The sequence below is a fragment of the Bacteroides bouchesdurhonensis genome, from assembly GCF_900155865.1.
GTDB classification, from domain to species: domain Bacteria; phylum Bacteroidota; class Bacteroidia; order Bacteroidales; family Bacteroidaceae; genus Bacteroides; species Bacteroides bouchesdurhonensis.
In genome coordinates this window covers 2740141-2764804 of the sequence record NZ_LT707006.1, presented here as the reverse complement: position 1 = coordinate 2764804, position 24664 = coordinate 2740141, and the positions used below count along the sequence as shown (strand labels likewise).

The 24664-nt window shown below is 40.2% G+C and carries 22 protein-coding genes; 6 read left to right on the top strand and 16 right to left on the bottom strand.

Annotation, left to right across the window (positions count from 1 at the left end):
• Positions 1-70: 70 nt before the first annotated feature.
• Together aspD and CZ225_RS11565 are read left to right on the top strand one after the other, a co-directional pair.
• Positions 71-1711, top strand: a complete 1641-nt coding sequence (aspD, locus tag CZ225_RS11570) for an aspartate 4-decarboxylase (protein WP_077154162.1) — start codon at positions 71-73, stop codon at positions 1709-1711.
• Between the two features lie 139 nt (positions 1712-1850).
• The gene (locus CZ225_RS11565) at positions 1851-2384 is read left to right on the top strand and encodes an occludin (protein ID WP_077154161.1); all 534 of its coding nucleotides are present in this window, start codon (positions 1851-1853) and stop codon (positions 2382-2384) included.
• 226 nt (positions 2385-2610) lie between these two features.
• Here CZ225_RS11565 and CZ225_RS11560 read toward each other — a convergent pair whose 3' ends face one another.
• The 4 genes from CZ225_RS11560 to CZ225_RS11540 form a co-directional block, all read right to left on the bottom strand.
• The gene (locus tag CZ225_RS11560) at positions 2611-3633 is read right to left on the bottom strand and encodes an SDR family oxidoreductase (RefSeq protein ID WP_077154160.1); all 1023 of its coding nucleotides are present in this window, start codon (positions 3631-3633) and stop codon (positions 2611-2613) included.
• 268 nt (positions 3634-3901) lie between these two features.
• Complete coding sequence (locus tag CZ225_RS24355; RefSeq protein ID WP_234983046.1) at positions 3902-4081, bottom strand: cupin domain-containing protein; 180 nt, start codon at positions 4079-4081, stop codon at positions 3902-3904.
• A 351-nt stretch (positions 4082-4432) separates the two neighbouring features.
• A complete protein-coding gene (locus CZ225_RS11545; RefSeq protein ID WP_449374844.1) occupies positions 4433-5401 on the bottom strand; it encodes an ISAon1 family transposase in 969 nt (322 codons plus the stop codon).
• A gap of 10 nt (positions 5402-5411) precedes the next feature.
• Complete coding sequence (locus CZ225_RS11540) at positions 5412-5753, bottom strand: ISAon1 family transposase N-terminal region protein (RefSeq protein ID WP_077153136.1); 342 nt, start codon at positions 5751-5753, stop codon at positions 5412-5414.
• Between the two features lie 100 nt (positions 5754-5853).
• Between CZ225_RS11540 and CZ225_RS11535 the strand changes: the two genes are divergently transcribed.
• Positions 5854-6837: an SDR family oxidoreductase gene (locus CZ225_RS11535; protein WP_077154158.1), complete on the top strand. Its 984-nt coding sequence runs from the start codon at positions 5854-5856 to the stop codon at positions 6835-6837.
• A 297-nt stretch (positions 6838-7134) separates the two neighbouring features.
• Here the strand turns inward: CZ225_RS11535 and CZ225_RS11530 are convergent, their stop codons facing one another.
• The gene (locus CZ225_RS11530; RefSeq protein ID WP_077154157.1) at positions 7135-9771 is read right to left on the bottom strand and encodes a helix-turn-helix domain-containing protein; all 2637 of its coding nucleotides are present in this window, start codon (positions 9769-9771) and stop codon (positions 7135-7137) included.
• A 468-nt stretch (positions 9772-10239) separates the two neighbouring features.
• Here CZ225_RS11530 and CZ225_RS24350 point away from each other — a divergent pair, with 468 nt between their 5' ends.
• From CZ225_RS24350 to CZ225_RS11520, 3 genes are all read left to right on the top strand, one after another.
• On the top strand, positions 10240-10731 hold the full coding sequence (locus tag CZ225_RS24350) for a glycoside hydrolase family protein (RefSeq protein ID WP_234983045.1): 492 nt from the start codon (positions 10240-10242) through the stop codon (positions 10729-10731).
• Entirely contained in the window at positions 10670-11953 is a 1284-nt protein-coding gene (locus CZ225_RS11525) for a discoidin domain-containing protein (protein ID WP_234983044.1), read from the top strand. Before CZ225_RS24350 ends, CZ225_RS11525 begins: the two co-directional genes overlap by 62 nt.
• Positions 11954-12142: 189 nt before the next feature.
• Positions 12143-13804 carry an IS1182 family transposase gene (locus CZ225_RS11520; protein WP_077152662.1) on the top strand — a complete coding sequence of 554 codons (1662 nt, stop codon included), beginning with the start codon at positions 12143-12145 and terminating at the stop codon, positions 13802-13804.
• Between the two features lie 162 nt (positions 13805-13966).
• On the opposite strand, the gene CZ225_RS11515 is transcribed toward CZ225_RS11520, so the two are convergent.
• The 11 genes from CZ225_RS11515 to CZ225_RS11460 form a co-directional block, all read right to left on the bottom strand.
• A complete protein-coding gene (locus CZ225_RS11515) occupies positions 13967-14851 on the bottom strand; it encodes a F0F1 ATP synthase subunit gamma (protein WP_077154156.1) in 885 nt (294 codons plus the stop codon).
• A gap of 28 nt (positions 14852-14879) precedes the next feature.
• Positions 14880-16463: a F0F1 ATP synthase subunit alpha gene (gene atpA / locus CZ225_RS11510; protein WP_077154155.1), complete on the bottom strand. Its 1584-nt coding sequence runs from the start codon at positions 16461-16463 to the stop codon at positions 14880-14882.
• Entirely contained in the window at positions 16463-17023 is a 561-nt protein-coding gene (locus CZ225_RS11505; RefSeq protein WP_077154154.1) for a F0F1 ATP synthase subunit delta, read from the bottom strand. The genes atpA and CZ225_RS11505 overlap by 1 nt, the downstream gene beginning before the upstream one ends.
• Positions 17024-17026: 3 nt before the next feature.
• Positions 17027-17530 (bottom strand): F0F1 ATP synthase subunit B, encoded by a 504-nt coding sequence (gene atpF / locus CZ225_RS11500; protein ID WP_077154153.1) that lies wholly within the window; start codon positions 17528-17530, stop codon positions 17027-17029.
• A gap of 12 nt (positions 17531-17542) precedes the next feature.
• A complete protein-coding gene (gene atpE, locus CZ225_RS11495; RefSeq protein ID WP_004308863.1) occupies positions 17543-17800 on the bottom strand; it encodes an ATP synthase F0 subunit C in 258 nt (85 codons plus the stop codon).
• A 36-nt stretch (positions 17801-17836) separates the two neighbouring features.
• Positions 17837-18967, bottom strand: a complete 1131-nt coding sequence (gene atpB, locus CZ225_RS11490) for a F0F1 ATP synthase subunit A (RefSeq protein ID WP_077154152.1) — start codon at positions 18965-18967, stop codon at positions 17837-17839.
• Positions 18951-19385, bottom strand: coding sequence for a hypothetical protein (locus CZ225_RS11485; protein ID WP_077154151.1), 435 nt, complete (start codon positions 19383-19385; stop codon positions 18951-18953). Before CZ225_RS11485 ends, atpB begins: the two co-directional genes overlap by 17 nt.
• Positions 19386-19568: 183 nt before the next feature.
• Complete coding sequence (locus tag CZ225_RS11480) at positions 19569-19820, bottom strand: F0F1 ATP synthase subunit delta/epsilon (protein ID WP_200800548.1); 252 nt, start codon at positions 19818-19820, stop codon at positions 19569-19571.
• A 75-nt stretch (positions 19821-19895) separates the two neighbouring features.
• Positions 19896-21413 carry a F0F1 ATP synthase subunit beta gene (atpD, locus tag CZ225_RS11475; RefSeq protein WP_077154150.1) on the bottom strand — a complete coding sequence of 506 codons (1518 nt, stop codon included), beginning with the start codon at positions 21411-21413 and terminating at the stop codon, positions 19896-19898.
• A 590-nt stretch (positions 21414-22003) separates the two neighbouring features.
• The gene (locus CZ225_RS11465; RefSeq protein ID WP_077154148.1) at positions 22004-23056 is read right to left on the bottom strand and encodes an acyltransferase family protein; all 1053 of its coding nucleotides are present in this window, start codon (positions 23054-23056) and stop codon (positions 22004-22006) included.
• 217 nt (positions 23057-23273) lie between these two features.
• Positions 23274-24611: a retropepsin-like aspartic protease gene (locus tag CZ225_RS11460; protein WP_077154147.1), complete on the bottom strand. Its 1338-nt coding sequence runs from the start codon at positions 24609-24611 to the stop codon at positions 23274-23276.
• Between the last annotated feature and the right edge of the window lie 53 nt (positions 24612-24664).

Below are 24664 nucleotides of genomic sequence, written 5' to 3'. Positions count from 1 at the left end.
ATAGCTAATTACATTATCCTCATAGCTAATTTATCCCAGCAAACTAACATCTCTAAAAAATAGAAACATTATGGAAAAGAAAACCACTGGTACAGCAATAACCAAAAGCTTTGCCAAGAAAATGGAAACAATCAGCCCCTTCGAACTGAAAAACAAACTGATCGATATGGCGGATGAAAGTATCAAAAAAATGGCACACACCATGCTTAATGCGGGACGAGGAAACCCTAACTGGATTGCTACCGAACCGCGTGAAGCCTTTTTCCTGTTAGGACAATTCGGACTCTGCGAATGCCGCCGCGTCTTTTCTCTGGAAGAAGGAGTAGCCGGTATCCCACAAAAAGTAGGAATAGCTGCCCGTTTCGAAGCTTTCCTGAAAGATAATGAGAAAGTTCCCGGAGCTCAGTTATTGAAAGGTACGTACAACTATATGTTGATGGAACATGCGGTAGACCCTGATACTCTTATTCATGAATGGGCAGAGTCTGTCATTGGTGACCAATATCCTGTCCCCGACCGTATTCTTCATTTCACAGAACAAATCGTACAAGATTATCTGGCACAAGAACTCTGTGACCGACGTCCCCCTAAAGGCACCTTCGATTTGTTTGCAACCGAAGGAGGAACTGCTGCTATGTGCTATCTGTTTGATTCGCTTCAGGAAAATTTCCTGTTAAATCAAGGAGATTCTATTGCACTAATGATTCCGGTCTTCACTCCTTACATCGAGATACCGGAATTGCGCCGTTACCAATTTGATGTTACTGAAATTGCAGCCGACCAGATGACACCAGATGGTCTGCATACCTGGCAATATAAAGATGAGGATATCGACCGCCTGAAAGATCCTAAAATAAAGGCACTCTTTATCACCAATCCAAGTAATCCACCTAGCTATGCGCTGAGTCCGGAAACTGCTGCACGCATTGTCAATATCGTTAAGAATGATAATCCAAACCTGATGATTATCACCGATGACGTGTATGGAACCTTCATTCCTCACTTCCGTTCGCTCATGGCTGAATTGCCTCACAATACTCTTTGTGTTTATTCCTTCTCCAAATATTTCGGAGCTACCGGATGGCGTGTCGCTGTCATCGCATTGCACGAAGAGAATATCTATGACAAGATGATTGCCCAACTGCCGGAAGAACAGAAAGAGATTCTGAACAAACGTTATTCTAGTCTGGACTTGCACCCGGAAAAGATGAAATTTATCGATCGTATGGTTGCCGACAGCCGACAAATCGCATTGAATCACACAGCAGGACTCTCTCTGCCGCAACAAATGCAGATGAGTCTTTTTGCTTCTTTCTCTCTTTTGGATAAAGAAGATCGCTACAAAATTAAGATGCAAGAGATCATCCACCGCCGTTTGCAAGCCTTATGGGATAATACCGGATTTTCTTTGATAGAAGATCCATTGCGTGCCGGATATTATTCGGAGATTGATATGCTGGTATGGGGGAAGAAATTCTATGGGGATGACTTTGTCGCTTATTTGCAGAAGACGTATAATCCACTGGATGTCGTCTTCCGTCTGGCCAATGAAACATCTCTCGTCTTGCTGAACGGTGGTGGCTTTGCCGGACCCAAGTGGAGTGTCCGCGTATCTCTTGCTAACCTGAATGAAGCCGACTATGTAAAGATAGGACAAAGCATTAAACGTGTATTGGACGAATATGCGCAGACGTGGAAAGCGAGTAAATAGCCGACATAATGCAAAACTAACGTTTCTAATATAGTTAATGGATTAAAATGATAGTGAAAGAGATAGCGATCTTTTTTCATCCGAAGATGAATATCCGAAGATTTTATGTAAATTTGTCGTGTATCAACCTTTTACGGAAATGAAAAAACTGATTCTATTTCTTTCACTGATATTATCAGTCGGTCTCGCCTCTGCACAGTCGGAAATCCCATCTGACAGTATTCGACGTGTTCCCTCAGCCAATGTAAAGGATTTCGGTGGTTTCTTGTTAGACATGAACCTGATGAATATATCATCTCCGGAATTGCCTAAACTGAATATGGAATTGCCTAATGTAACTAAAGACTACAACCGGATTTTTCGCATGAATACGGATGCAATTTATACTCAGGGATTCACCAACGCCTTCTCTTCCTATCCTAGATTTGGATATGGATACGACTGGGGATTATCATCCTCTCCACAGTATATGCAAATGGGATCTTTTAAATTGAAGAACGGAATGCGAATCAATACTTATGGAGATTATGATAAGGACGGTCGAAAGGTTCCAAACCGAAGTGCTATGCCATGGCAAAGGAATAACTTTCGCGGAGCCTTCGAACTGAAATCAGCCAACGGATCTTTCGGAATTAGGGTGGAAGTACAACAAGGACGGAATGCTCCTTTCTAGTTATAACTTTCCGGATTTATATAAAAATGAGATTGAATTCTACTTGGAGAGGACTTAGAATTCAATCTCATTTTTATATACTAGAACTTAGACCATTGGTCAATGGTAGACTGCTTTAGTATCATAACATTTCATTAAAACCGGCTTGGGTAATTTTCCGGTAAATTTACCATCGGAGTCTTTAAATAAAGCTCTAGTTTTAATTTCATTACGTGGCATCAGAGGACTACTTTATAGAAGTCTCAAACGCCTCATCTGCTATACGTTGTGCATCAATAATCCGATCACACCAGGAATCAAATTCCGGATCAGGTGTCTGAGTTTCAGGATGTGCAAGCATATATTCTACCGATTGACGCAGACCTTCTGCCATCGAAATAGTGCAGATAAAATCCGGAACAAATCGTTTGATCTTCGAATTATCGAACTTCACTGTATTCACTTTATCACCCAACAATTCACCTGTAAAGTCATACATCTCACCATGTCTTGCTAGAAAATCAGAGGCTACATGCATAGCATTCAAAGGTTTACCTAAAGCATCAGCAATTGTCTCATAAATCTGGTTCCAGGTCATACTTTCATCACTTGTGATATGAAATGCATTTCCAATAGCATGAGGATTTCCCATCAACCCTACGTATCCTTTAGCAAAGTCTTTTGAATGAGTTAATGTCCAAAGCGAAGTACCGTCTCCGGGAATAATCACCGTTTTTCCCTCAAGGATACGCTTGACAATCTGCCAGTTCCCTTTATTACCATGCATACATACAAGAGGTTTTTCACCATTATACGTATGGCTGGGACGAACTATAGTTATAGGAAAACCGTTCTTCCGATAAGCAGATAATAGCACTTCTTCTGCTGCAATCTTATCCCTCGAATACTGCCAATAGGGATTCATTAGAGGAGTACTTTCTGTAATATGATAATCAGCCAATGGCTTCTGATAGGCAGAGGCACTACTTATAAAAATATATTGCTTAGTTTTATTCCGGAACAAACGAATATCACGTTCTACATCCTCAGCCGTATAACCGATAAATTGTGCTACCACATCGTAATTTTCATCCTCAATAGCTTTTGCTACAGCCAACTCGTCATGGATATCCGCAACAACACTTCTTGCCCCTTCCGGTACTTTTTTTGATCCTCGGTTAAGTAAAGTTATCTCCCAGCCTCTTTGCTGTGCCAATGCTACAACATCAGTACTGATTGTACCTGTTCCACCAATAAATAATGCCTTCATACAAATAAGTCCTTTGATTCTTTTTCCGAGCAAATATAGCAAAACTCCGGTAAATAATGATGTATTCCTCTTTGAAAACGGCATAACTAACCATAAAAAACATAAGATTGACTGATTCTTGTAAAAGAATCAACTTATATGAGCAGCATTATTTACTAATATCATGGTTCCGGCTAGAATACCGGATGTTTGAAAGACAATTTCACAGCCACATTATACTCTTCACCTGTCAAAGGATCTCCCCATTCTGCACTGTTCTCACCAACCTTTAGAGTAATACTACCCCTTCGGCACAAAGCAGAATCTGACCAACTGCATGACTATGCCAATTATTTCGTGTACCAGGTGCAAAAGTAACATTATAAAGACTACAATCATATTCTGCACCTGAAGATAAAGGCTGAAGCCATGCCTCTCCTGTAAAATTAGCACTAATTGATTCTCCCAAGCCAAAACAAAATTACTCGACTTCAATAACATATGCTGTACATATTTTACTGATAGAAATACCTATTTTACAGATCTCACTTCCATGTATAATGAATTACATTCAAGGCAAAATATCTTAATAAAAATTGAATTGACCAATCAAATTCTTAATCTATGTTATCAAACATACTTTTTTTCTTGGATTATTTGCAAATACCTCAAAAGTCCGTACATTTGCAATGTGTTTTTCATAGTATTAGATTTAAGGTTAACAAAGGTTGGAGCAAGGCGTTGCTCCTTTTTTTATGTCCATACGTTTGTAGAAACATTCAAATCACGGATCAACGTAAAAACCTGAGGGATTTTCATTTTATGCATATAACCTAGTTAGTCTGTATAAAAAGAAAGCCTTATCCCTAACTCCTCTAAACTGTGCTCTGAATGCTTTGATCTTAGCATTGAACGACTCTGCTGCAGCATTGGTTGCTCTCCTTTCAAAGAAGTTGATAATATTCAGATAGTGTGTTTGTATAGAACGTGCCACCCTTCCAAATGTGAGGAAACCTGACTTATCCACTTCATCATACCACCTTGCAAGCCTTGTCAAAGCAATATCCTTAAACTTACACTGATGATAGATTAAACCTAACCGCATAGCCAGATAATATCCTTTCTTTATATCGGGATATTCCTTGAAGAGAATTTCAGCTCGTATTCTTTGAGACTGGGTCCATAATGACTCCTTCTTGTAAAGCAGATAAATACTTCTTGCCAGCAATTGCTTCCTTGTATCTCCATTAGCGAAAACAGGGGCATGATACATCTTTCCGCAGGCCTTTGCATAAGCAATCTGAGTGGATTCTTCATCCAAAGCCTCCCAGCGAGCTTTCACACGCATCTCCTGAACGGCTTCATAAGCTAATTTCTGTACATGAAAACGATCGGTAACACGCTTGGCCGCAGGAAAGCAAGTCCGGGCAATCTGTTCCATATTAGGAGCCATATCCAAGGTTATCTCACGCACCTGGTAACGGCGACGACGGGATAACTTAAGCAAAACAGAGGTGACTGTACAGACATCCGTACCCTTAATGATAGCGATAATACTACCTTTACCACCGTGAGCTTCTTTATTGATCAGTACAGTATAGAGTTCTCCACGCGAGAGAGCCACCTCGTCAATGCAGATATAAGCACCGATATTCTTTTCGAACAACAACCAATCCTCTGCATGGACTAGTTGATCCCAATTAAGGTAATCGCTTAGATGGTTACGGTATTGACGCTCCAATAATTCTCCGTCAACTCCATATAAAATCCCTAATAGCTTGCAACTGATCGGATAGTTATCAATATAGTTCTTTTAAAAAAGACGCAAAATCTTGCGTCAAACGAGTGCCTTCGGCTACCATACGCCAGTTACGGCAGATATACTCATTACTCTTTTTTAATATCCAGCGACGGCGACGAATGTTAAGGAAGACCTTCTTGCCACGAAGGGGGAAGTCTTGAACGACAACAGGATCATAGAAACCTTTGCTTTCTGTATCCTGATCGGAATACTTCTGGGGAACAATATTCTTCTCTTCAAGGTAAATAACAACTTCATTCACGCTTTCCTTCACATCAACAAGGTCAAAGTAATCCAAAGTGCCTTCAGGAAGAAGAAGGCGATAACCGTTTAATTCCATAATCAATTAATTTGGAGGCAAAGATAACAATTTAGAATTTTAACCCCTCAGATTTTTACGTTGATCCCAAATCACTATCTTTGCCCTAAAAGAAGTAGCCATGAAGAATATATTAATCATCGGTGCTAATGGGTTCACCGGACGGCAGATACTCAATGATTTATCGAAGCAGACAAGATATAAAATTACAGGATGTTCCCTGCACCCAGATATTTGTGCCAATAATAAGGGAAATTATGAATCATCCCGAAATTACCATTTCAAAGTAATAGATATACGTAACAAAGAAATTGTAGGTAATCTTTTTAAAGAAGTATCCCCTGATCTAGTCATCAACTGCTCCGCATTATCTGTTCCCGACTATTGCGAAATTCATCATGAAGAAGCTTTTCTTATGAATGTTACAGCAGTGGCACAATTAGCACAGCTTTGCAGAAATCATAAATGCCGTTTCATCCATCTTTCAACAGATTTTGTTTTTGATGGAGAAACATACGAAACACCTAAGCATTTCAAAACAAAAAAGGATACTAATCCTTATGAAAACCAAGCTGAATCCCTATCTCCCCAATATTTATATACTGAAGACGACACACCGGCTCCTGTAAATTATTACGGATATACCAAATGGAAAGGCGAAGAAAGAGTAAGCGAGATATGTCAGGACTATGCCATCGTCCGAGTAGAGATCGTGTATGGAAAAACACTACCTGGGCAACATGGTAATATCGTTCAGCTAGTAATGAATCGTTTGAAAGCCGGACAAGAAATTCGTGTGGTATCCGATCAGTGGCGGACACCAACCTATGTTGGAGATGTTTCTGTAGGAATTCAAAAGCTGATGGAAAGCACTCACAATGGTATATTTCATATCTGTGGTGACGAATATCTGGCAATTTCAGATATTGCCTTTCAAGTAGCTGAAGCTATGAATCTGAATAATAACCTTATTCATCCCGTCACAACGAAAGAAATGAATGAGTCCACTCCACGTCCTCGTAATAGCGGAATGAGTATTGAAAAGGCTCAAAAACTACTTAACTATCAACCGCGAAAATTAAAACAGATTCTTAGGGAATGGTAGCATTTGCTCATTGAATAAGTATATATAACATCAGTATCATATACCCTAAGAAAGGGGTAAATAATGAAAAGTAGCCGGATCGTTCTACTCTTCTTTTGTGCAGGTTGCACTTGGAGTCTTTAATAAGTTCTAATTTGACACACATAGCCCCAATACTTGGTTTTCTTCTGTTATCTATGACAGCTTATCTTATACAATGTATGGTAGTTTGTGAAACGACTATATTATAAACCTCCTCTAAGTATTAAACTTCATCATCGTTTACAAACTATCATGCCAAATCCTTATCAACTTTATTTAATCAGAAGAAGTAACAGCCAACACAAACTTAATATCCGAATAAGAAACATCATCCCCCATAGCAGCCTTGATTGCCACCAGTCCATTGAACCCATGTGCCTCCAAATAATGACGGATTTTCTGAATGTGATCCTCTGCCACAATCTCTTCCACCTTGATTTTACCTAAACGGACATAATATTCCAAATGGTTGGCAATCGTTCCCGGAACCAATTCACGTATTTGAGCGATTTCCTCAAGACTTAATCCTTGACAGAACATTTCGTAACTGATTTCCTTGGTGTCTTTCATTTCATCCTTTTCTTTATCCTTCTTGGCAGCTCTTCCCTCTCCTTTTTCTCCCCTCGTAACTTCTGTACTTTTCACAGCCATCACTGATCCAGTAGTTCCTTGTTCATTGGTCTTAGTCTCATTGTCTACAGTCACAAACTTGATTTCCGGTCGTTTCAGTTGATGCTCCTTCATATAGTTACGTACAATACCCAGAATCTCGAGCCCATACTTTTCTACACCTTTCGCACCGAAATATGGTACGGCTTCCAACGCTTGCGGAGTGTCCGGCAACAAATTGACAATCCCCATCAATGCCTTTTGTTGCATGATAATATACGCTGGTAAATTTACCTCCCGCGTTTTTGCCGTTCTCCATTCCGCGAGAGAACGATATAACTCCGGATGCAAAATATCCGTAGGTACGTCCACTTTAACCTTTCCAGCATTGTTGCGGATACGTTCTTTTCTTTCCCTCTTTTCCTTCGGAGCTTTCGCTGCTCTGAAAGAAGAACCATAAGAAGAACCGGAAGAGGACGAATCTCCTTCTATATCTAACATAACTATCGCTTTTTGTTTTAAATAGCCTGTCACTGTAAATGGTTTTTCAAACAGATACTCCAACAAAGGTAATTTGATCCATAAAGCATCTTCCAACGCTTGCAAACGTTCGTTCAACTGCTTACGCAATTCTTTATTATCAAGAGGCATATTTGTCTTTTCAAATAAATCAAGAACGGGCTCTATCTCTTTCTTAAAGTACACAGCACCGGAGCGTAGGCGTTGTTGTAACTCCTCATCTGTGGCGTAATCATCTTTTTCTTGAATCAAACGGGTATATTGATTCCGAAAACGGAGAGATACGTCCATAATCCTTTCCTTAATATGCGGAACTAACGCCTTGTACTCCGCCAACTGCTTCGGAAAGAGTTTATACAAGTCTTCATCTATCAAACGAAGCAAGCGATTATAAGCCTGCTCTAACGAATAGAAATTAAACAAATCACTTACCAGATCGTAAAAATAAGCTTTCTGCATATCATGCAACTGTGCCGTTCCCGGTACATTCTGTTTCACCTCTCTTGTAAAATTATCGACAACACTATCACTGATAATCGCATCTCTTCGGATCGGAGATTCCAAAACCATACCTTCCAGAGTTTTACAACGGCTCAAAGCCACATACGTCTGCCCATGCGCAAACGAATTACGTGCATCGATTATAGCCCGTTCAAACGTCAAGCCCTGACTTTTATGAATTGTGATTGCCCATGCCAAACGGATAGGATATTGACGGAAAACTCCTTCAATCACTTCTGTAATCTCTTTCGTATTCTCATCCAGCACATACTTGCAATTTGCCCATTCCTCCTGTAAAAGATCAAACTCGTTGTCACTCTCTTTACTACGCACTCGTATTCCCTTGTCATTGACTTTTACCACTTCACCAAGCATACCATTATAATATCGTTTTTCAAAAGAGGCATCATTTTTTAGGAACATAATCTGCGCCCCATCCTTGATAGTCAATATCTCGTCCGTAGGATAAGAATATTCGGGAAAATTATTCTCTATTTCAGCTCGAAAACTATATGCACGTCCCGGAAGTGAAGCCAGTTCACGGTCGTTCACTTGTTGTGCCTGATAATTATGAGTTGTCAGTCGAATATATCCTTCCTCTTTCCGGGGTTGAAAATGGGGTTGATAACGGCGGTTCAATTCGTTCAGCACTTCATCGTCTGCTTTGTTTTCACGAATTCTATTCAGAAGAGAAAGAAAAAAGGAATCAGTTTGCCTATATACCTTTTTCAGTTCAATCGTCATATAAGTTGTCTCTCTCAAAGCACGACTCGCAAAAAAATAAGGAGTCTCATAGTGCTTTTTTAGCAATTCCCACTCATTATCTTTCACCACAGGAGCTAGCTGCTGTAGATCACCTATCATCAAAAGTTGTACGCCCCCAAAAGGCTTTTCTCTATCGCGATAACGCCTTAATGCGGCATCTACTGCATCCAATAAATCTGCACGTACCATACTAATCTCGTCGATAACGAGTAAATCCATGCTTCGGATAATATTCCGTTTCTCCTTACTGAAACGATAATGCATTTGAGCTGAATTAAACGTTGTTTCCGGTACGAATGGTGCAAAAGAAAGCTGAAAGAATGAATGAATTGTCACCCCTCCTGCATTAATCGCAGCGATCCCCGTTGGTGCTAATACAACCATACGTTTGGGGGTCTTTTCTCTCAATCTTCTTAAAAAAGTAGTTTTTCCAGTTCCTGCTTTCCCAGTAAGAAACAGATGTGTACCTGTGTTTTCGATAAACTGCCAAGCTAGTTGCAGTTCCGAATTATCTTCCATAATGATTTCAAATTTTCTGTAAAGGTACAGAATAGATTCCAATCAATAAAATCAAAGACAAGAAAACAGGTCTTCATGTGCTAATTTGGACGTAAATAATTATACGAAAACAGCTTCACTATTTACTTATAACATAATAGCAACTGTCATTCTGCTCAGATTGAAGAATCTCTCACCCTACATTCAAAAAGAGAGTGCTCCGCTATATTTACATATCAAATAGCATAGGAAAATGATAACACAAGGTATATACAGTCACGAAATAAATAATAAGGGGTAAACTAAGTGGCAATACTAAATCCTTTGATGACCTTTCAATTGTACGACTACAAGACATTTTTATATCTATTCATGCCTTTATCCTTCAAAAATACATAAATGTCATAAATATATAAAGAATATTTATCAGAGATAAGTAACTTTGCCGAGAATCCAAATAATTATGAATATAACACATAAAATACAAATATGATAAAGAGTATAATATTTTTAGCCATTTTAATTGTAAGTAATCACTTATCGGCACAAGAAATGCAGAATAGTCGAATCACTACCAATCCTCTTAATTTAAGTTATCGATTTCAAATAGATGGAGTTTCCCGACGTGAAGCAGCTGATCCAGTGATTGTATTATACAAAGATCGTTATTTTCTATTTGCATCACATTCTTCCGGCTATTGGTATTCATCCGATCTGAAGAACTGGGATTATGTAGCGAGCAAGAATCTAAAAACGGTAGAAGCATGGGCACCGGCTGTTCTGGTCTACAAAGATGCCATCTACTATCTTGGAATGGGTGAAAAACGTATTTTTAAAAGCACAGATCCAATACATGACCAATGGGAAGAGATCGAATCCAAATCTAAAGATTACGGAGATCCGGCATTCTTCCAAGACTATGACGGGAGAAGTATACCTCTATTATGGATGTTCGGACAATGCTCCTATCAAAGGCTTTGAAATTGACCCTGAAGATGGTTTCAAGGCTATTACTCCTGAAGTCGAACTAATTCCACACAATGCAAATCGTTTAGGTTGGGAAGTGCCGGGCGAGAAGAATGAAATGACAGACAAAAAAGGCTGGAACGAAGCTCCATGTATTACCCGAGATGGAGATTATTATTATTTGCAGTATTCAGCTCCGGGAACAGAATTCACCACTTATTGCACAGGAGTCTATATTTCCAAAAATCCGTTAGGTCCTTATACATGTGCAGAAGGTGCTCCTTTTTCTATTAAACCAGGAGGTTTTATAACTGGTGCAGGACATGGTCATCCATTCAAAGATCGTTATGGCAATGATTGGTATGTAGGAACCATGATTATATCCGCTAAAGATCACTTTGAACGCCGAATTGGTATTTTTCCTGCTTTTTACAACAATGGATATTCACACGGTGTCACTGACTATACAGACTTTCCGTTCATTCTTCCCAATAAGAAAGTTGATTTTAGTAAAAAGAGTTTATCCGCCAATATGAATCTACTTTCATATAACAAACCTACCAAGGCCTCTTCCTCTTATCCATCTTATGAGCCCGATAAAGCAAGTGACGAGAATATAAAAACAAGCTGGTCTGCTGCAACCGGTAAAAAAGATGAATGGTTACAAATGGATCTAGGACAAATTATGAAAATTTCAGCTTTGCAGATATGTTTTGCCGATGAAGGTTTTCAGTCCTATCGCCACGATGTAAATACACCTGTATATCAGTACATTGTTGAATATTCTACAGATGGCAACCAATGGGAAATGCTAACTGATCGTTCTAAAAACACTAAAGATCAAATTTATGAACTTATCACACTAAAAAACAGTGTACAAGGACGTTTCGTACGAGTAAGAAATACCAAAGACTTTCAGGTAGGACGTTTTTCTATAGCAGACATGCGTTTGTTTGGAGAGGCAAATTATAAAAAACCTGAAAAAGTATCCAACTTTCAAGCTAAACGCCAAAAGGATCGCCGCCGTATTGTCTTTTCTTGGGATTCACAGCAATCTACTACGGGATATGTAATACGTTGGGGAAGCACTCCCAAACAGATTAATAATGCTGTAATGGTATATGGCAATCACGCTGAATTCGGTTTTTTTGATCGCGATTCACCTTACTACGTTACTATTGAAGCATTCAATGAAGGAGGTAAAAGTAAAAAAAGTACTCCTTTTAAAATAGATTAAAAAAACAGAATTGTTTTAATAAGAATATCTATCAATTGATAGTTCTCCTTCATTTTAACTCAAAAAAATCAAGAGGTTGTGTCAAAACGCTGGCCCAACCTTTTTTTATGCACAAAGCCCAGACTTTCCCAAGCCCGGGCTTTGTTATTACCCAAAGTTTTTGTATCTTTAGGCATAAAGTTTTTCGTTATGGCAAAGTTACATTTTCGTCCTTACATTCCCAACCAAACAGTTCTTTTTCCCCAAAGAATTGATGAAAACATAGCAGCGAACGATCCGGTTCGCATAGTTAATACTGTTGTTGATAATCTCAATCTTGACAATTTCAAGAAGCTTTATAAAGCAACCGGTCGTTGTCCTTATCATCCTAAAATGATGCTCAAGGTGATTATTTACGCCTACATGAACAATATCTATTCGTGCCGCAAAATAGAGAAGCTTCTCCTACGTGACATTCATTATATCTGGCTTTCCGGTAATGAACATCCGGATTTTATTACCATCAACCGTTTCCGTAACCGTGTCAAGGAGGAAATCAACAACGTCTTCACGCAGTTGGTCCTTGTCCTTGCCGACAAAGGTTTCATCAGCCTTGACGTAGAGTATATCGACGGTACCAAGATTGAGTCCAGGGCCAACAAATATACTTTTGTCTGGCGCAAGACAGTCGAAAAGAACCGTACAAAGCTGATGGATAAGATCCGCATTCTCCTGGAGCAGGTGGATGAAGCCATAGCCCAAGAGAACTCCGTCAAAGACACCCCCGTAGAGTTCACTCCCGCCATGCTCTCAGATATAGTGGATGAACTTAAAGAGGTACTGGAACACCAACCTGTAACAAAGGACAAGGAACAAAAGAAAGTCATCCGGGAAAAGAAGAAACAGGTCCGGGAACTTGAGGAGTACCGTGACAAGTTGATGGAATACGACAACCATCTTGATACTCTTGGAGAACGCAACTCCTATTCCAAGACCGATCCTGATGCCACCTTCATGCGCATGAAAGAAGACGCCATGAGAAACGGGCAGACAAAGCCCGGATATAATCTGCAAATAGGTACCGAGAACCAATTCCTCATAGACTTCCGACTGTTTCCAAACCCAACCGATACACTGACCCTCATACCTTTCTTCCACTCCTTTGAGCAACGCTATAACCGCTTACCAACTGTCGGTGTGGCAGACTCCGGTTACGGCTCGGAAGAAAATTACCGGTTCATGCAAGATAATGGGATAGAAGCCTTTGTCAAGTACAACTACTTCCATAAAGAACGGCGTCCCCGTTATACCCCCAATCCATTCCATACGGAGAGTCTCCATTACAATGCGGAAGAGGATTATTACGTTTGTCCTATGGGGCAGCACATGAACCGTATAGGAACCAGATGTGACAAGACTGCGAGCGGATACATCACCGAAAGTGCCCGGTATAAAGCACAAAGATGTGAAGGGTGCCCTTTGCGTGGCAGTTGCTTTAAAGCCCGGGGGAACCGTATTATAGAAGTAAACCACCGGTTAAACCAATACAAACGGCAGGCACGGGAAAGGTTGCTCTCGGAAGAAGGCATCAGGCATAGGGGAAGGCGATGTATAGAACCGGAAGCAGTTTTTGGACAAATGAAACACAACATGGCATACAGAAGGTTCCGGCATGTGGGACAAGACAAGGTTACAATGGACTTTGCCTTCTTTGCTATAGCATTTAATATCAAAAAAATGTGTGCAAAACTGCTAAAAGCGAGAAAGGGAAAGAATGTACACGCTATATTTATCGCTCTCAGACCATGTGTGGCTCAAAATGCGGGGAATGTAACGACTTATCGTTTAATGAGGCAAAAAATAGCCGCATAGACAAAAAAGGAAAATGAATGTTTTAGATCAAAAAAAGGAGATGTGCCTGAGTTTTGACACACCTCCTTGATTTTTAAGAACAAAAACTATTATTTTCAATGAATAAGCACCAGATATAATAATAGCACTCTAAGCCCTTATTCGGAATAACACCTAATGAGTCTATTTCATAGAGCCTCCCACAATATCAAGCAATTCATTTGTAATAGCCTGTTGGCGAGACTTATTATACTGCTTCGTCAAATCCTGTATCAAATCATTAGCATTGTCCGTAGCGACCTGCATGGCAAGTGTACGGGCAGCATGTTCCGAGGCATTAGAATCCGTAGCAGCAGTAAAAATCTTCTGACTCAACACAGTCGGAATCAGGTCGGCAATCAGTTGTTCAGCAGACGGTTCAATGATATAATCGTTTACAATCACACGTTCCGCTTCCAGCTGTTCATCCTGATCTACCACACGAGTAAGGTCAATAGGCAGATATGTTTCGCGCAACAGGATCTGTACACCCATCGATTTGAAATGATGATAGATCAATTCTACACAATCCACTTCCCCTGACACGTACATTTCCATCAAATGATGTGCCAGATCAGCAGCATCCTGATACGATGGTTTGTCTGAGAGCATAGGAGGCGTTTCCTGTGTAGAGAAACCCATCCGTTTTGCTGCTTCCTCCACCTTTTTTCCTATCGGAAATATTAGAATATTATCCTGTCCCAACGTACGGAATTCGCCTATTGTCTGCATCAACATCTTGATAACATTCGCATTGAAAGCGCCGCAAAGGGAAGTATTCGAAGAAAAGACAACGATTGCAACACGCTTCACCTCATGCTTATTCACATAAGGTGATTTCACCGGAAGGTCAGCACTCAGGAAGTTAGCCAGTATCTTGTTCAACTTCTTCTGATAAGGCAACATATTCTCGATAGCTGCTTGCGCTTTATGCAACTTGGCAGAAGCAACCATCTTCATTGCTGAAGTGATTTTCCGGGTACTCTGTACCGAATTTATTCTTGTTTTTACCTCTTTCAGTGAAGCCATAGACTTTTTAATTTAAAAGTTTTTCGTATTACAAATATTGTTTGGCAACCATAGCGGCTGTTGCTTCAATCGCATTCGTCACATCATCGTTGATCACTCCTGTTTTCAGAACATCCAACACATCTTTCTGATGATTCAGTTGTAGAGATTCGATGAAACTACTTTCAAAGTCCTGCACCTTATCCAAAGGCACACTATGAAGCAATCCATGCGTACCACAATACAGAATAGCGATCTGCTGTTCTACCGGCATCGGACTATATTGAGGCTGAATCAGCAATTGGGAATTTTTACGTCCCTTGTCGATAGTCAATGCCGTAATAGGATCCATGTCACTACTGAACTTAGAGAAGGCCTCCAATTCACGATACTGTGCTTGGTCTATTTTTAACGTTCCGGCTACTTTCTTCATTGCCTTGATCTGGGCATTTCCCCCCACACGAGATACAGAGATACCGACATTAATAGCTGGGCGCACGCCCTGATTAAACAGATCCGTTTCGAGGAATATCTGTCCGTCTGTGATAGAGATCACGTTTGTTGGGATATAAGCAGAAACGTCACCTGCTTGTGTTTCAATGATTGGCAATGCAGTCAACGAACCACCTCCTTTTATTATCCCTTTCAGTGACTCAGGTAAGTCATTCATTTCGCGTGCTACCTCTTCCTGATTGATGATCTTTGCCGCACGTTCCAACAGACGGGAATGCAGATAGAAGATATCACCCGGATAGGCTTCACGCCCGGAAGGACGACGAAGGATCAATGACACCTCACGATATGCGACTGCCTGTTTGGAAAGGTCATCATAAACTACCAATGCATGACGACCGGTATCACGGAAGTATTCTCCAATAGCGGCACCTGCAAACGGAGCATAATACTGCAAAGCAGCCGGATCACCCGCCGTAGCAGCTACGACAATGGTATAATCCATCGCTCCATATTCGCGGAGTGTATTCACGATAGAAGCTACTGTAGAACCTTTCTGACCGATAGCAACATAAATACAATACACAGGATCACCTGCCAGAAAATTGCTACGCTGATTGATAATCGTATCAATGGCAATGGAAGTCTTTCCTGTCTGACGGTCACCAATAACCAACTCACGCTGTCCGCGACCGATAGGAATCATGGCATCCACCGCTTTCAATCCAGTTTGCAACGGTTGGTTTACGGGCTGACGGTAAATTACTCCCGGTGCTTTACGTTCCAACGGCATTTCGTAGAGCTCACCGCCTATCATTCCCTTACCATCGAGCGCTTCACCCAACGGGTCAATGACACGTCCCAACATTCCTTCACCCACGCGAATGGAGGCAATACGCTTGGTACGTTTCACGATAAATCCCTCTTTGATACGATCGGTAGGACCAAGCAATACAGCACCCACATTATCCTCTTCGAGGTTCATCACGATTGCTTTGATACCGTTGTCAAATTCCAGCAATTCATTCGCTTCAGCGTTCCGAAGTCCGTAGATACGCACCACGCCGTCGCTCACCTGTAGCACTGTGCCTATTTCATCAAGCTGCACGCTGGTGTTGATTCCTTCAAGCTGCTTGCGCAATATTTCGGATACTTCGCTTACTTTTATATTATCAGCCATTATACAATTCTCCTATTCTTATCTATAAACTGTTGTTTCACTCGTTTCAACTGCGTAGCAATGCTAGCGTCCAACCGGTAATCATTAATATCGAAGATAAATCCACCTTCGATCGTCGGGTCTACTACCGTTTCCAGTTCCATTTTTGAATGCAATATATGCGCTGCAGTAGAACGGATACGGTGCTCCGTCTCCTTGTTTACAGGGACAGCCGTTATGAGTCTTCCTATTCCGATATGTTTCAGTTTCCTGTACAAATCCATATACATCAAAGCGATAAACTGCAAATAACCTTCACGCTTGTTTTTCAATACCATTGTGATGAAGCGGACAAACTCACTGCTTGATTCACCCTCTCCATCGGCAGCCGTACAGATCAACGACACTTTCTCTTCGAACGGGATAATAGGATTGTCAAGTGCCTCGCTCAATGCCGGCTGTTTCCTGAAACAGTACGACAGCGTGACAAACTCCTGATAGACCCTGTCCTCAACATCTTTTTCCTGTGCATATTCAATCATAGCCTTGGCATATCGCATTGAAAGTATTCCGACATCCATCTTTTAGTTCTTATTTCTTGTTAATACTTCATCCAGCATACGGTCTATCATGCCCATTTGTTCCTCTTTGTCATCAAGGTTTTTGCGGAGTACTTTCTCGGCAATATCGACCGAAAGGATAGCTACCTGCTTACGAATATCGCGGATAGCTTCTTCTTTCTCAATCTGAATTTGTTTTTTCACCAACTCCAACTCCTTTTGAGCAGCTTTCTCAGCTTGTTTACGGGCCTCGTGAATAATCTTGTCACGCTCTTCCATTGCCTCCTTCAAGATGTGTCCCTGTTCCTTGTTAGCAGCAGCTACCAAAGCGTCGCCTTCCTCTTTGAGTTTAGACAACTGAGCATTGGCTTCCCTTGCCACCTCTAAAGATTGGTCGATATAGATCTTACGGTCTTCCACCATCTTGATAATGATGGGAAAGCCGTATTTGGCCAATATCACAAACACAATTCCGAATGCGACAACCATCCAGAACAACAGGCCACTATCGGGTAATAGTAATGACATTTGTTGTATTTTTTAAAGGAAGAATACCAACAGACAAACTACTACAGCTAGCAAAGCCACACCTTCGATCAGAGCCGCCGCGATAATCATGTTCATACGGATGTCTCCCGACGCTTCCGGCTGACGGGCAATAGCTTCCATAGCCGAACTACCAATTTTACCAATACCCAAACCAGCTCCGATTACTGCAAGACCTGCACCGATAGCTGCACCTAATTTACTTACTCCTACTGCTGCTGCAGTTGCTTGTAACAATACTGATAATAACATAATTTTCTGTTTTAAAATGGTTTATTTTCTCGTTTATTATTTATTTTCTTTCACTTTCGCACCTTCCTGGGCAAGCCCGATGAATACTGCCGAAAGCATTGTAAACACATACGCCTGAATGAAAGCTACCAACAGTTCGAGTGCATTCATAAAGATGTTGAAGAGTACGGAAGCTACCGTCAGTGTGCCATTCAGCGCAGGCCCCATGCTTGCCGAAATAAAGATCAGGCAGGTAAGTACCAGCATTGCCATATGTCCTGCCAGCATATTGGCAAAAAGACGGATCATCAAGGCGAACGGTTTCGTAAAGATACCGAAAAACTCGATGAATGGCATCATCGGAACAGGCACTTTCAACCACCAAGGTACATCTGGCCAGAAGATATCTTTCCAGTAGTGTTTCGTACCAAAGATATTGACCATCAAGAATGTACAAACAGCAAGTACCATTGTGATAGCAATGTTTCCTGTCACATTCGCGCCTCCGGGAAAGAAGGGAATCAATCCCATTATATTGTTGATGAAGATGAAGAAAAACGCTGTGAGCAGATAAGGGGCAAATTTGCGATAGTTGGGACCCGCACAACTCTTGATGATATCATCATTCACCATCATGATAAACATTTCCATTAATCCGATGAAACCGCCCGGTGCAAGTGAACCGCGTGGACGCTTACGGTACCAGTGAGCTACACACAGTATGATGACCAGCAGCAGCAAACTGTTGAACAACAGTGCAAACGTTACCTTCGTAATGGAAATATCCCATGGACGGACTTCGTCTCCGGCTGCATTATACTCTACCAATTTACCTTCATATTTACTGCCTGCAGGAGCAATGGAAAGTCCTTCGTAAGTACCTCCGTTTTCTTCAAGACGAGAAGATAGGAAGATATGCCAACCTGAATTTTTACTATAAACAATAATAGGTAATGGCATTATTATCTGAGTTTTACCCCATGTCGTAATATGCCATTCGTAAGAGTCTCCTATATGTCCGAATACGATACCTTTCACATCGACGGTATTTTCTTTCTGCTCTTGTGAACTCACTTCACTTTGTGTTTGCAAAGCTGTTCCGACCTGTGCCTGTGCAAAGGCAGATATTCCCGCCGTCATCAGGCAGAACAGAATCAACGGAGCTATTATATTACCCAACTGTTTCATTTTCTTTTTTATTTTTCTTTTTCTGTTTCAGGTTTACCTCAAATGAGAAGAAGAACCATGTTTCGTATATCAGATACAACAGATAGAACGAGATAAACGTTAGCATAAAGGCTTTTGCTTCCTGGCGTACCACGATACAGTAAATCAATAGCAGTATCACCGAAAGAATTATTTTCATCACCTTCATTGCCAAATACAGTAACACCAATTTCTGCGGAGCGTGACGCCGGCATGCATCGAACATAAAGATAGAGAACAAACCAAAAAAATAAAAATAAACCGGTATTAACGGATAACCTCCGAAATAATGTCCCGGTAAAGCTTTATGCAAAATAAGTGCTCCAATCCCTCCACTAAGTACGGTAAACAAAGTGAGAGAGCCTATAAAGTTCCGTTTAGTCTTACTAATATTCATCATGCCATTGTGTTTTTCGCATTATAAGCTGTAAAAGCTATATAAGCAGTATTAATTAATGTTTCTGTACTAATTATCATCTCGTCTTTTCCATTCCTGTGATGCAACACTTTCTTTATAAAAGATTGGTTCTCATAAGAGCCATCTCTTCAAAATGAAGCATTTCCCAACTGGGGTTTTCTCCTTTTACGAAATACAAACTGAAGCCGTATTATCGCTCATCTCCACAAAACCACCCTGAATGTCAAGTGTGTACTCTTCTCCGCCTTCCTCCAGAGTATAAGTTAACCTCCCCGCCTGTAACGACGAGACGATAGGCGCGTGCCCCGGTAAAATAGAAAACGAACCGAGCGTTCCCGGTAAAGTAACAATACTTACATCTCCGTCGAATATGCTCTTTTCGGGCGACACTATACTCAAATGCAGTTTCTTCAACATATCTTTTTATTTAGGCAGTCACAGACTACACGAACCGGAATAACAGGAAACATGTCGTCCGTAGCTACATTTCAATTACTTCTTTGCTTGCCCAAGTATTTTCTTACCTTTCTCTATCGCTTCCTCAATGGTTCCTACATTCAGGAATGCCTGTTCGGGCAGATTGTCCACTCCACCGTCCAGAATCATCCGGAAACCTTTGATGGTATCTTCAATAGACACCATTACGCCAGGAACTCCCGTAAACTGTTCGGCAACGGCAAACGGCTGCGAAAGAAAACGTTGCACACGACGGGCACGATTCACGACCATCTTATCTTCATCAGAAAGTTCTTCCATACCGAGGATGGAGATGATATCCTGCAATTCTTTGTTGCGCTGAAGAATCTGTTTCACACGCTGGGCTATGTCGTAATGTTCTTGACCGACGATATGCGGATCGAGGATACGAGAGGTAGATGCCAACGGATCTACAGCCGGATAAATACCAAGTTCGGTAATTTTACGGTCGAGTACAGTCGTTGCATCCAAATGACTGAAAGTAGTTGCCGGAGCTGGGTCGGTTAAGTCGTCGGCAGGCACATACACAGCCTGTACGGAAGTGATAGAACCTTTTCGTGTAGAAGTGATACGTTCCTGCATAGCACCCATTTCCGTAGCCAGTGTAGGTTGATAACCAACAGCAGAAGGCATACGCCCTAACAAAGCCGAAACCTCCGAACCTGCCTGTGTGAAACGGAAAATATTATCAATAAAAAACAGAATATCCCGCTTCTCGCCTTCAGTTCCTGCGTCACGAAAAGACTCCGCTACCGTCAGTCCCGACAATGCTACCGAAGCACGTGCCCCCGGAGGTTCGTTCATCTGACCGAACACTAGTGATACCTGCGATTTCTCCAATTCGTTATAATCTACTTTAGAGAGATCCCAGTCACCTTTCTCCATTCCCTCTTTAAACGCTTCACCATAACGGATAACTCCGGACTCAATCATTTCACGAAGCAAGTCGTTACCTTCACGCGTACGCTCACCCACTCCTGCGAAAACGGAGAAACCGTTATGTTTCTTGGCAATATTGTTGATAAGTTCCTGGATCAATACGGTTTTTCCTACTCCTGCACCACCAAACAAACCGATCTTACCACCTTTGGCATACGGTTCCAGCAAGTCGATCACCTTGATACCTGTAAAAAGTACTTCTTGTACAGTAGTCAGATCTTCAAATTTAGGTGGATCGCGGTGAATAGAATATGCACCTTCGCGACTTAAATCTTTCATACCATCGATAGAGTCGCCGACAACATTCATCAGCCGACCTTTGATTTGTTCGCCTACCGGCATGGTGATCGGTCCTCCCGTAGGATGTACTTTCATACCTCTTTGGAGACCGTCGGTACTGTCCATTGCCACAGTGCGTACTGTATTTTCACCGATGTGTTGCTGAACTTCTACAACCAGTATTTTGCCGTTAGGCCTCTTTATCTCCAATGCGTCGTGGATGCTTGGCAACATTAGCTCCGCATCTGTGCCTTCAAAGTACACATCGACCACCGGTCCGATGACCTGAGAGATATGTCCGATAATCTGTGACATAAGCAATCTTATTATTTATATTATTCTTTCCTGTTTTACTATTTTAAAGTATAGCGTGACAAGCGATGCATTTCGCGTTTTACCTGTTTTTACTATAATAATAAACAGCCGAAAATGGCTTTTGTTCAATTTATCCATTTTCTTTCTTAAGAAAATAGTTAGATAAACAACTTCGCAAATGTAGGAACAAAATTCAATCATTGTCCTCTCTTTTTCAAAAATTGTCCTTCAATAACAATTGTTAGCCCAACAAATACTACAAAATGACCAAAAACAGCATATGTATATTACACTTATAAAGTTAACACTTTATTTTTCTACTAAAATAACAGACGAAACTATAAGCATGAATTTAGTTTCCATCAGAATAGGTCATGTTTAATCAGTTAGCTAATAGAAATAATAGTAAGATAGGCAACTAGTTTTGTATCTAGGCACAAAAGGTTTATTGGGCACTTTTCTTTTTTTTTTCGTGCAAAGAGTAGTTGAGATGTTCTTTTGACTTATCATACCGCAAGTATATCCGATGTATATCCTTACTCTAAAACTATCTGCAAATAAACATTGGAAAGTATTGCAAGATCTACAAGTTATTTTACCGGTTGTATATCCAACAGTTTTTTAACTAGTTTATTCATCGGCTTTTCAAAATAGTAGTAAGAAAGTAGGCTCAATAAGAGAATGATACAGAATAGAACCGGAACGGCAATATACCAGTCTATATGCAAGCCACTTTCTTCTTGCCATTCTGCATAAGGCAACAATACCAAAAGGTGAATTAGATAGAAACTGTAACTTATTTCTCCGCCAATTACTAAAAAGCGATTGGACAAAAGATGTGAAATAACCCCTTTTTGCAAAGAAAAACTAATCAGGATAAATGCAACTGGAAGCCAATAGTAACAGGAATATCGATACACTTTAGGAATCTCAACCGCATAGAGATAAAATACAAAAAATAAAGCTATTGATACAAATTCAATGATACTCCCTTGAAAAGAAGTGATATTTTTGTTTTTTAAATAGCTGTATAACCGAAACAATAAGATACCAACCATAAAATCCGGAAGCCGGGTAATCGGATTAACATACCAAAATCCTTTGATGCTTTCTATTGGGGTATAATACATACCGACTACAACTAGTATCGCACTAATCAAAAAAATGCATAATAGTTTTCTATAGTTTTTGGTCAATGGTACAAGAAAGGGAAAACAAATGTAAAAAAGCTGTTCGCAACATAAACTCCACGAAGGACTGTTGAGGTAGAAAAAATAATTGTCTTGGGGTATGTAAGCGTTTACCAAGATGAGTGAAGTAAAGAAATGTTTGCACCAGTCCATAGCCCCTGATTCCATTGCATAATTACCCATAATGGCAGCTATAAACAGAGTCAGCCAATGCAAAGGATAAATACGTGCTATACGTGCCACCCAAAAAGTACGTTTAATTATCTTTCTCTCACCAAGTCTCTTTTGATAGTTGTAGGCTATAATAAAACCACTTAGTACAAAAAAGAAACTGACTCCAACAAATCCCTCTTTAAAAAAATGAATATCAAAACAACTGTCAATTACATAGCAATGTGCCAGAAAAACCATCATAGCGAATATAAATCGCAAAGATGTCAATGAATTAATCATGCGCTTTAAACTTTTATAGTGTTAGTTCATTATACAAATCAGGTATGTTGCATGCCTGTGCTTTTTGAACTCGCATCAACTTATCCGGTTCGGGGAATGCCCAGCATGTAACTTCTGTGAGGCCTTATATATTCAACGGAACGACTGATAATGTAATGTGCGTTGCCTTCAAAGATATAGAAATGCCTGGGAAGATATAAATCAAAAATCAATGAAATCAAAATGACATAAACATATCCTTTAGATTAATGACAATTTTTGGAAAAATATTAATTAGATCCATTCCCATAGCACCGTCCAGTAGCATGATATCACTATCTTGCATTTTATTGTTACCAGCTACCGGATTTACTCGAATGTCTTTTATTTCAGCCGGTATATCTCCAATCTTAAGGGATATGGAAGGGATATGGAGTATTTCTTTTGTCTCCACATAACCTAATCCACCACCGGTAATTGTACTTTTTACGGCTTTGCTGTCAATCTCAGCTTTATGTTCTGAATAATATGAATAGAATAAATCGGCTTTTGTATTTCCCGTATCTAAATGAAATAATAAACGTTCGTTATTGCTTCCGTATACTTTTAGTATCAAATGATTATCTATCCTCAGCATCAAATTCCGACCAGTTTCAGGGAGTGACGTATATTTAACAGGAAAAATAATCTTCTTTTCCTTTGGATATATCTGGAGTTCTTTCATCAACAGGATGAAATCCAAGCCTAAAATAGCATCTACTTGAGCAATATTATCCACTGCGACAGTAGTCTTAGGAATACATACAATGACATTTCTGTACGTAATATCGCCTATTTGCATACTGTCCAAATAAGCATTCATACCATAACTGATATTTTCAGTATTTTTGTTAATAATAACAGAGTCTTTGAATACGTGCAATTTCATGTCTTTTGCAAGCCGTTCAGGAATGAAACTATGGGAGGAGCCTGTGTCTAATATAAACTTATATTCTTTGCCATGTATAGTTACAGGAAGGTATAAATGCGTGCCACGAACTCCGGTAGGCTCAACAGATTTCGAGACTTTGAATGGCTCTATGGAAATAGGGATTTCAACATCTCTTTCGGGACGAGAAATGTTGGGAGCCGGAAACTTTTGCAATTCATCAAACCCGACATACATTTCTTCAAAAGATGATAAACCGTCTTTAAGTCCCATTGATTTTACTTGGTCCAGAAAATTCTTCAGATTATCAGCTGCATTCGCGTAATTACCTAGTCGTCCGTAACAAAGACTGGTTAGAGAAACAAGATTGGCTGTATTTTCAAATCCTAGCTCCCTTTGATGATTGATTACTAATTCTCTGATATCCTCAAGTGTTAGTTGCATAAGATTGAAATTGTAATCTATCATTGTCTTAGCAAAAAGTTTTAAAATAACCGTCTGCACTGAATCTTTCAAAGACGGATATTCTTCTTCCAGAGTAAAATAATCAGCCTTATCTAACAACTCCTTAATTCTCATGTCTGCGCGTTGAGCAGACATCGAACTAATAAAAAACATCATACAAAGAGTTAAGATCAACTTTCCCATAATCATATCTTCTTCGTTTTGTTTATGTGTGTAACAGAAACACTTTTTCGTTT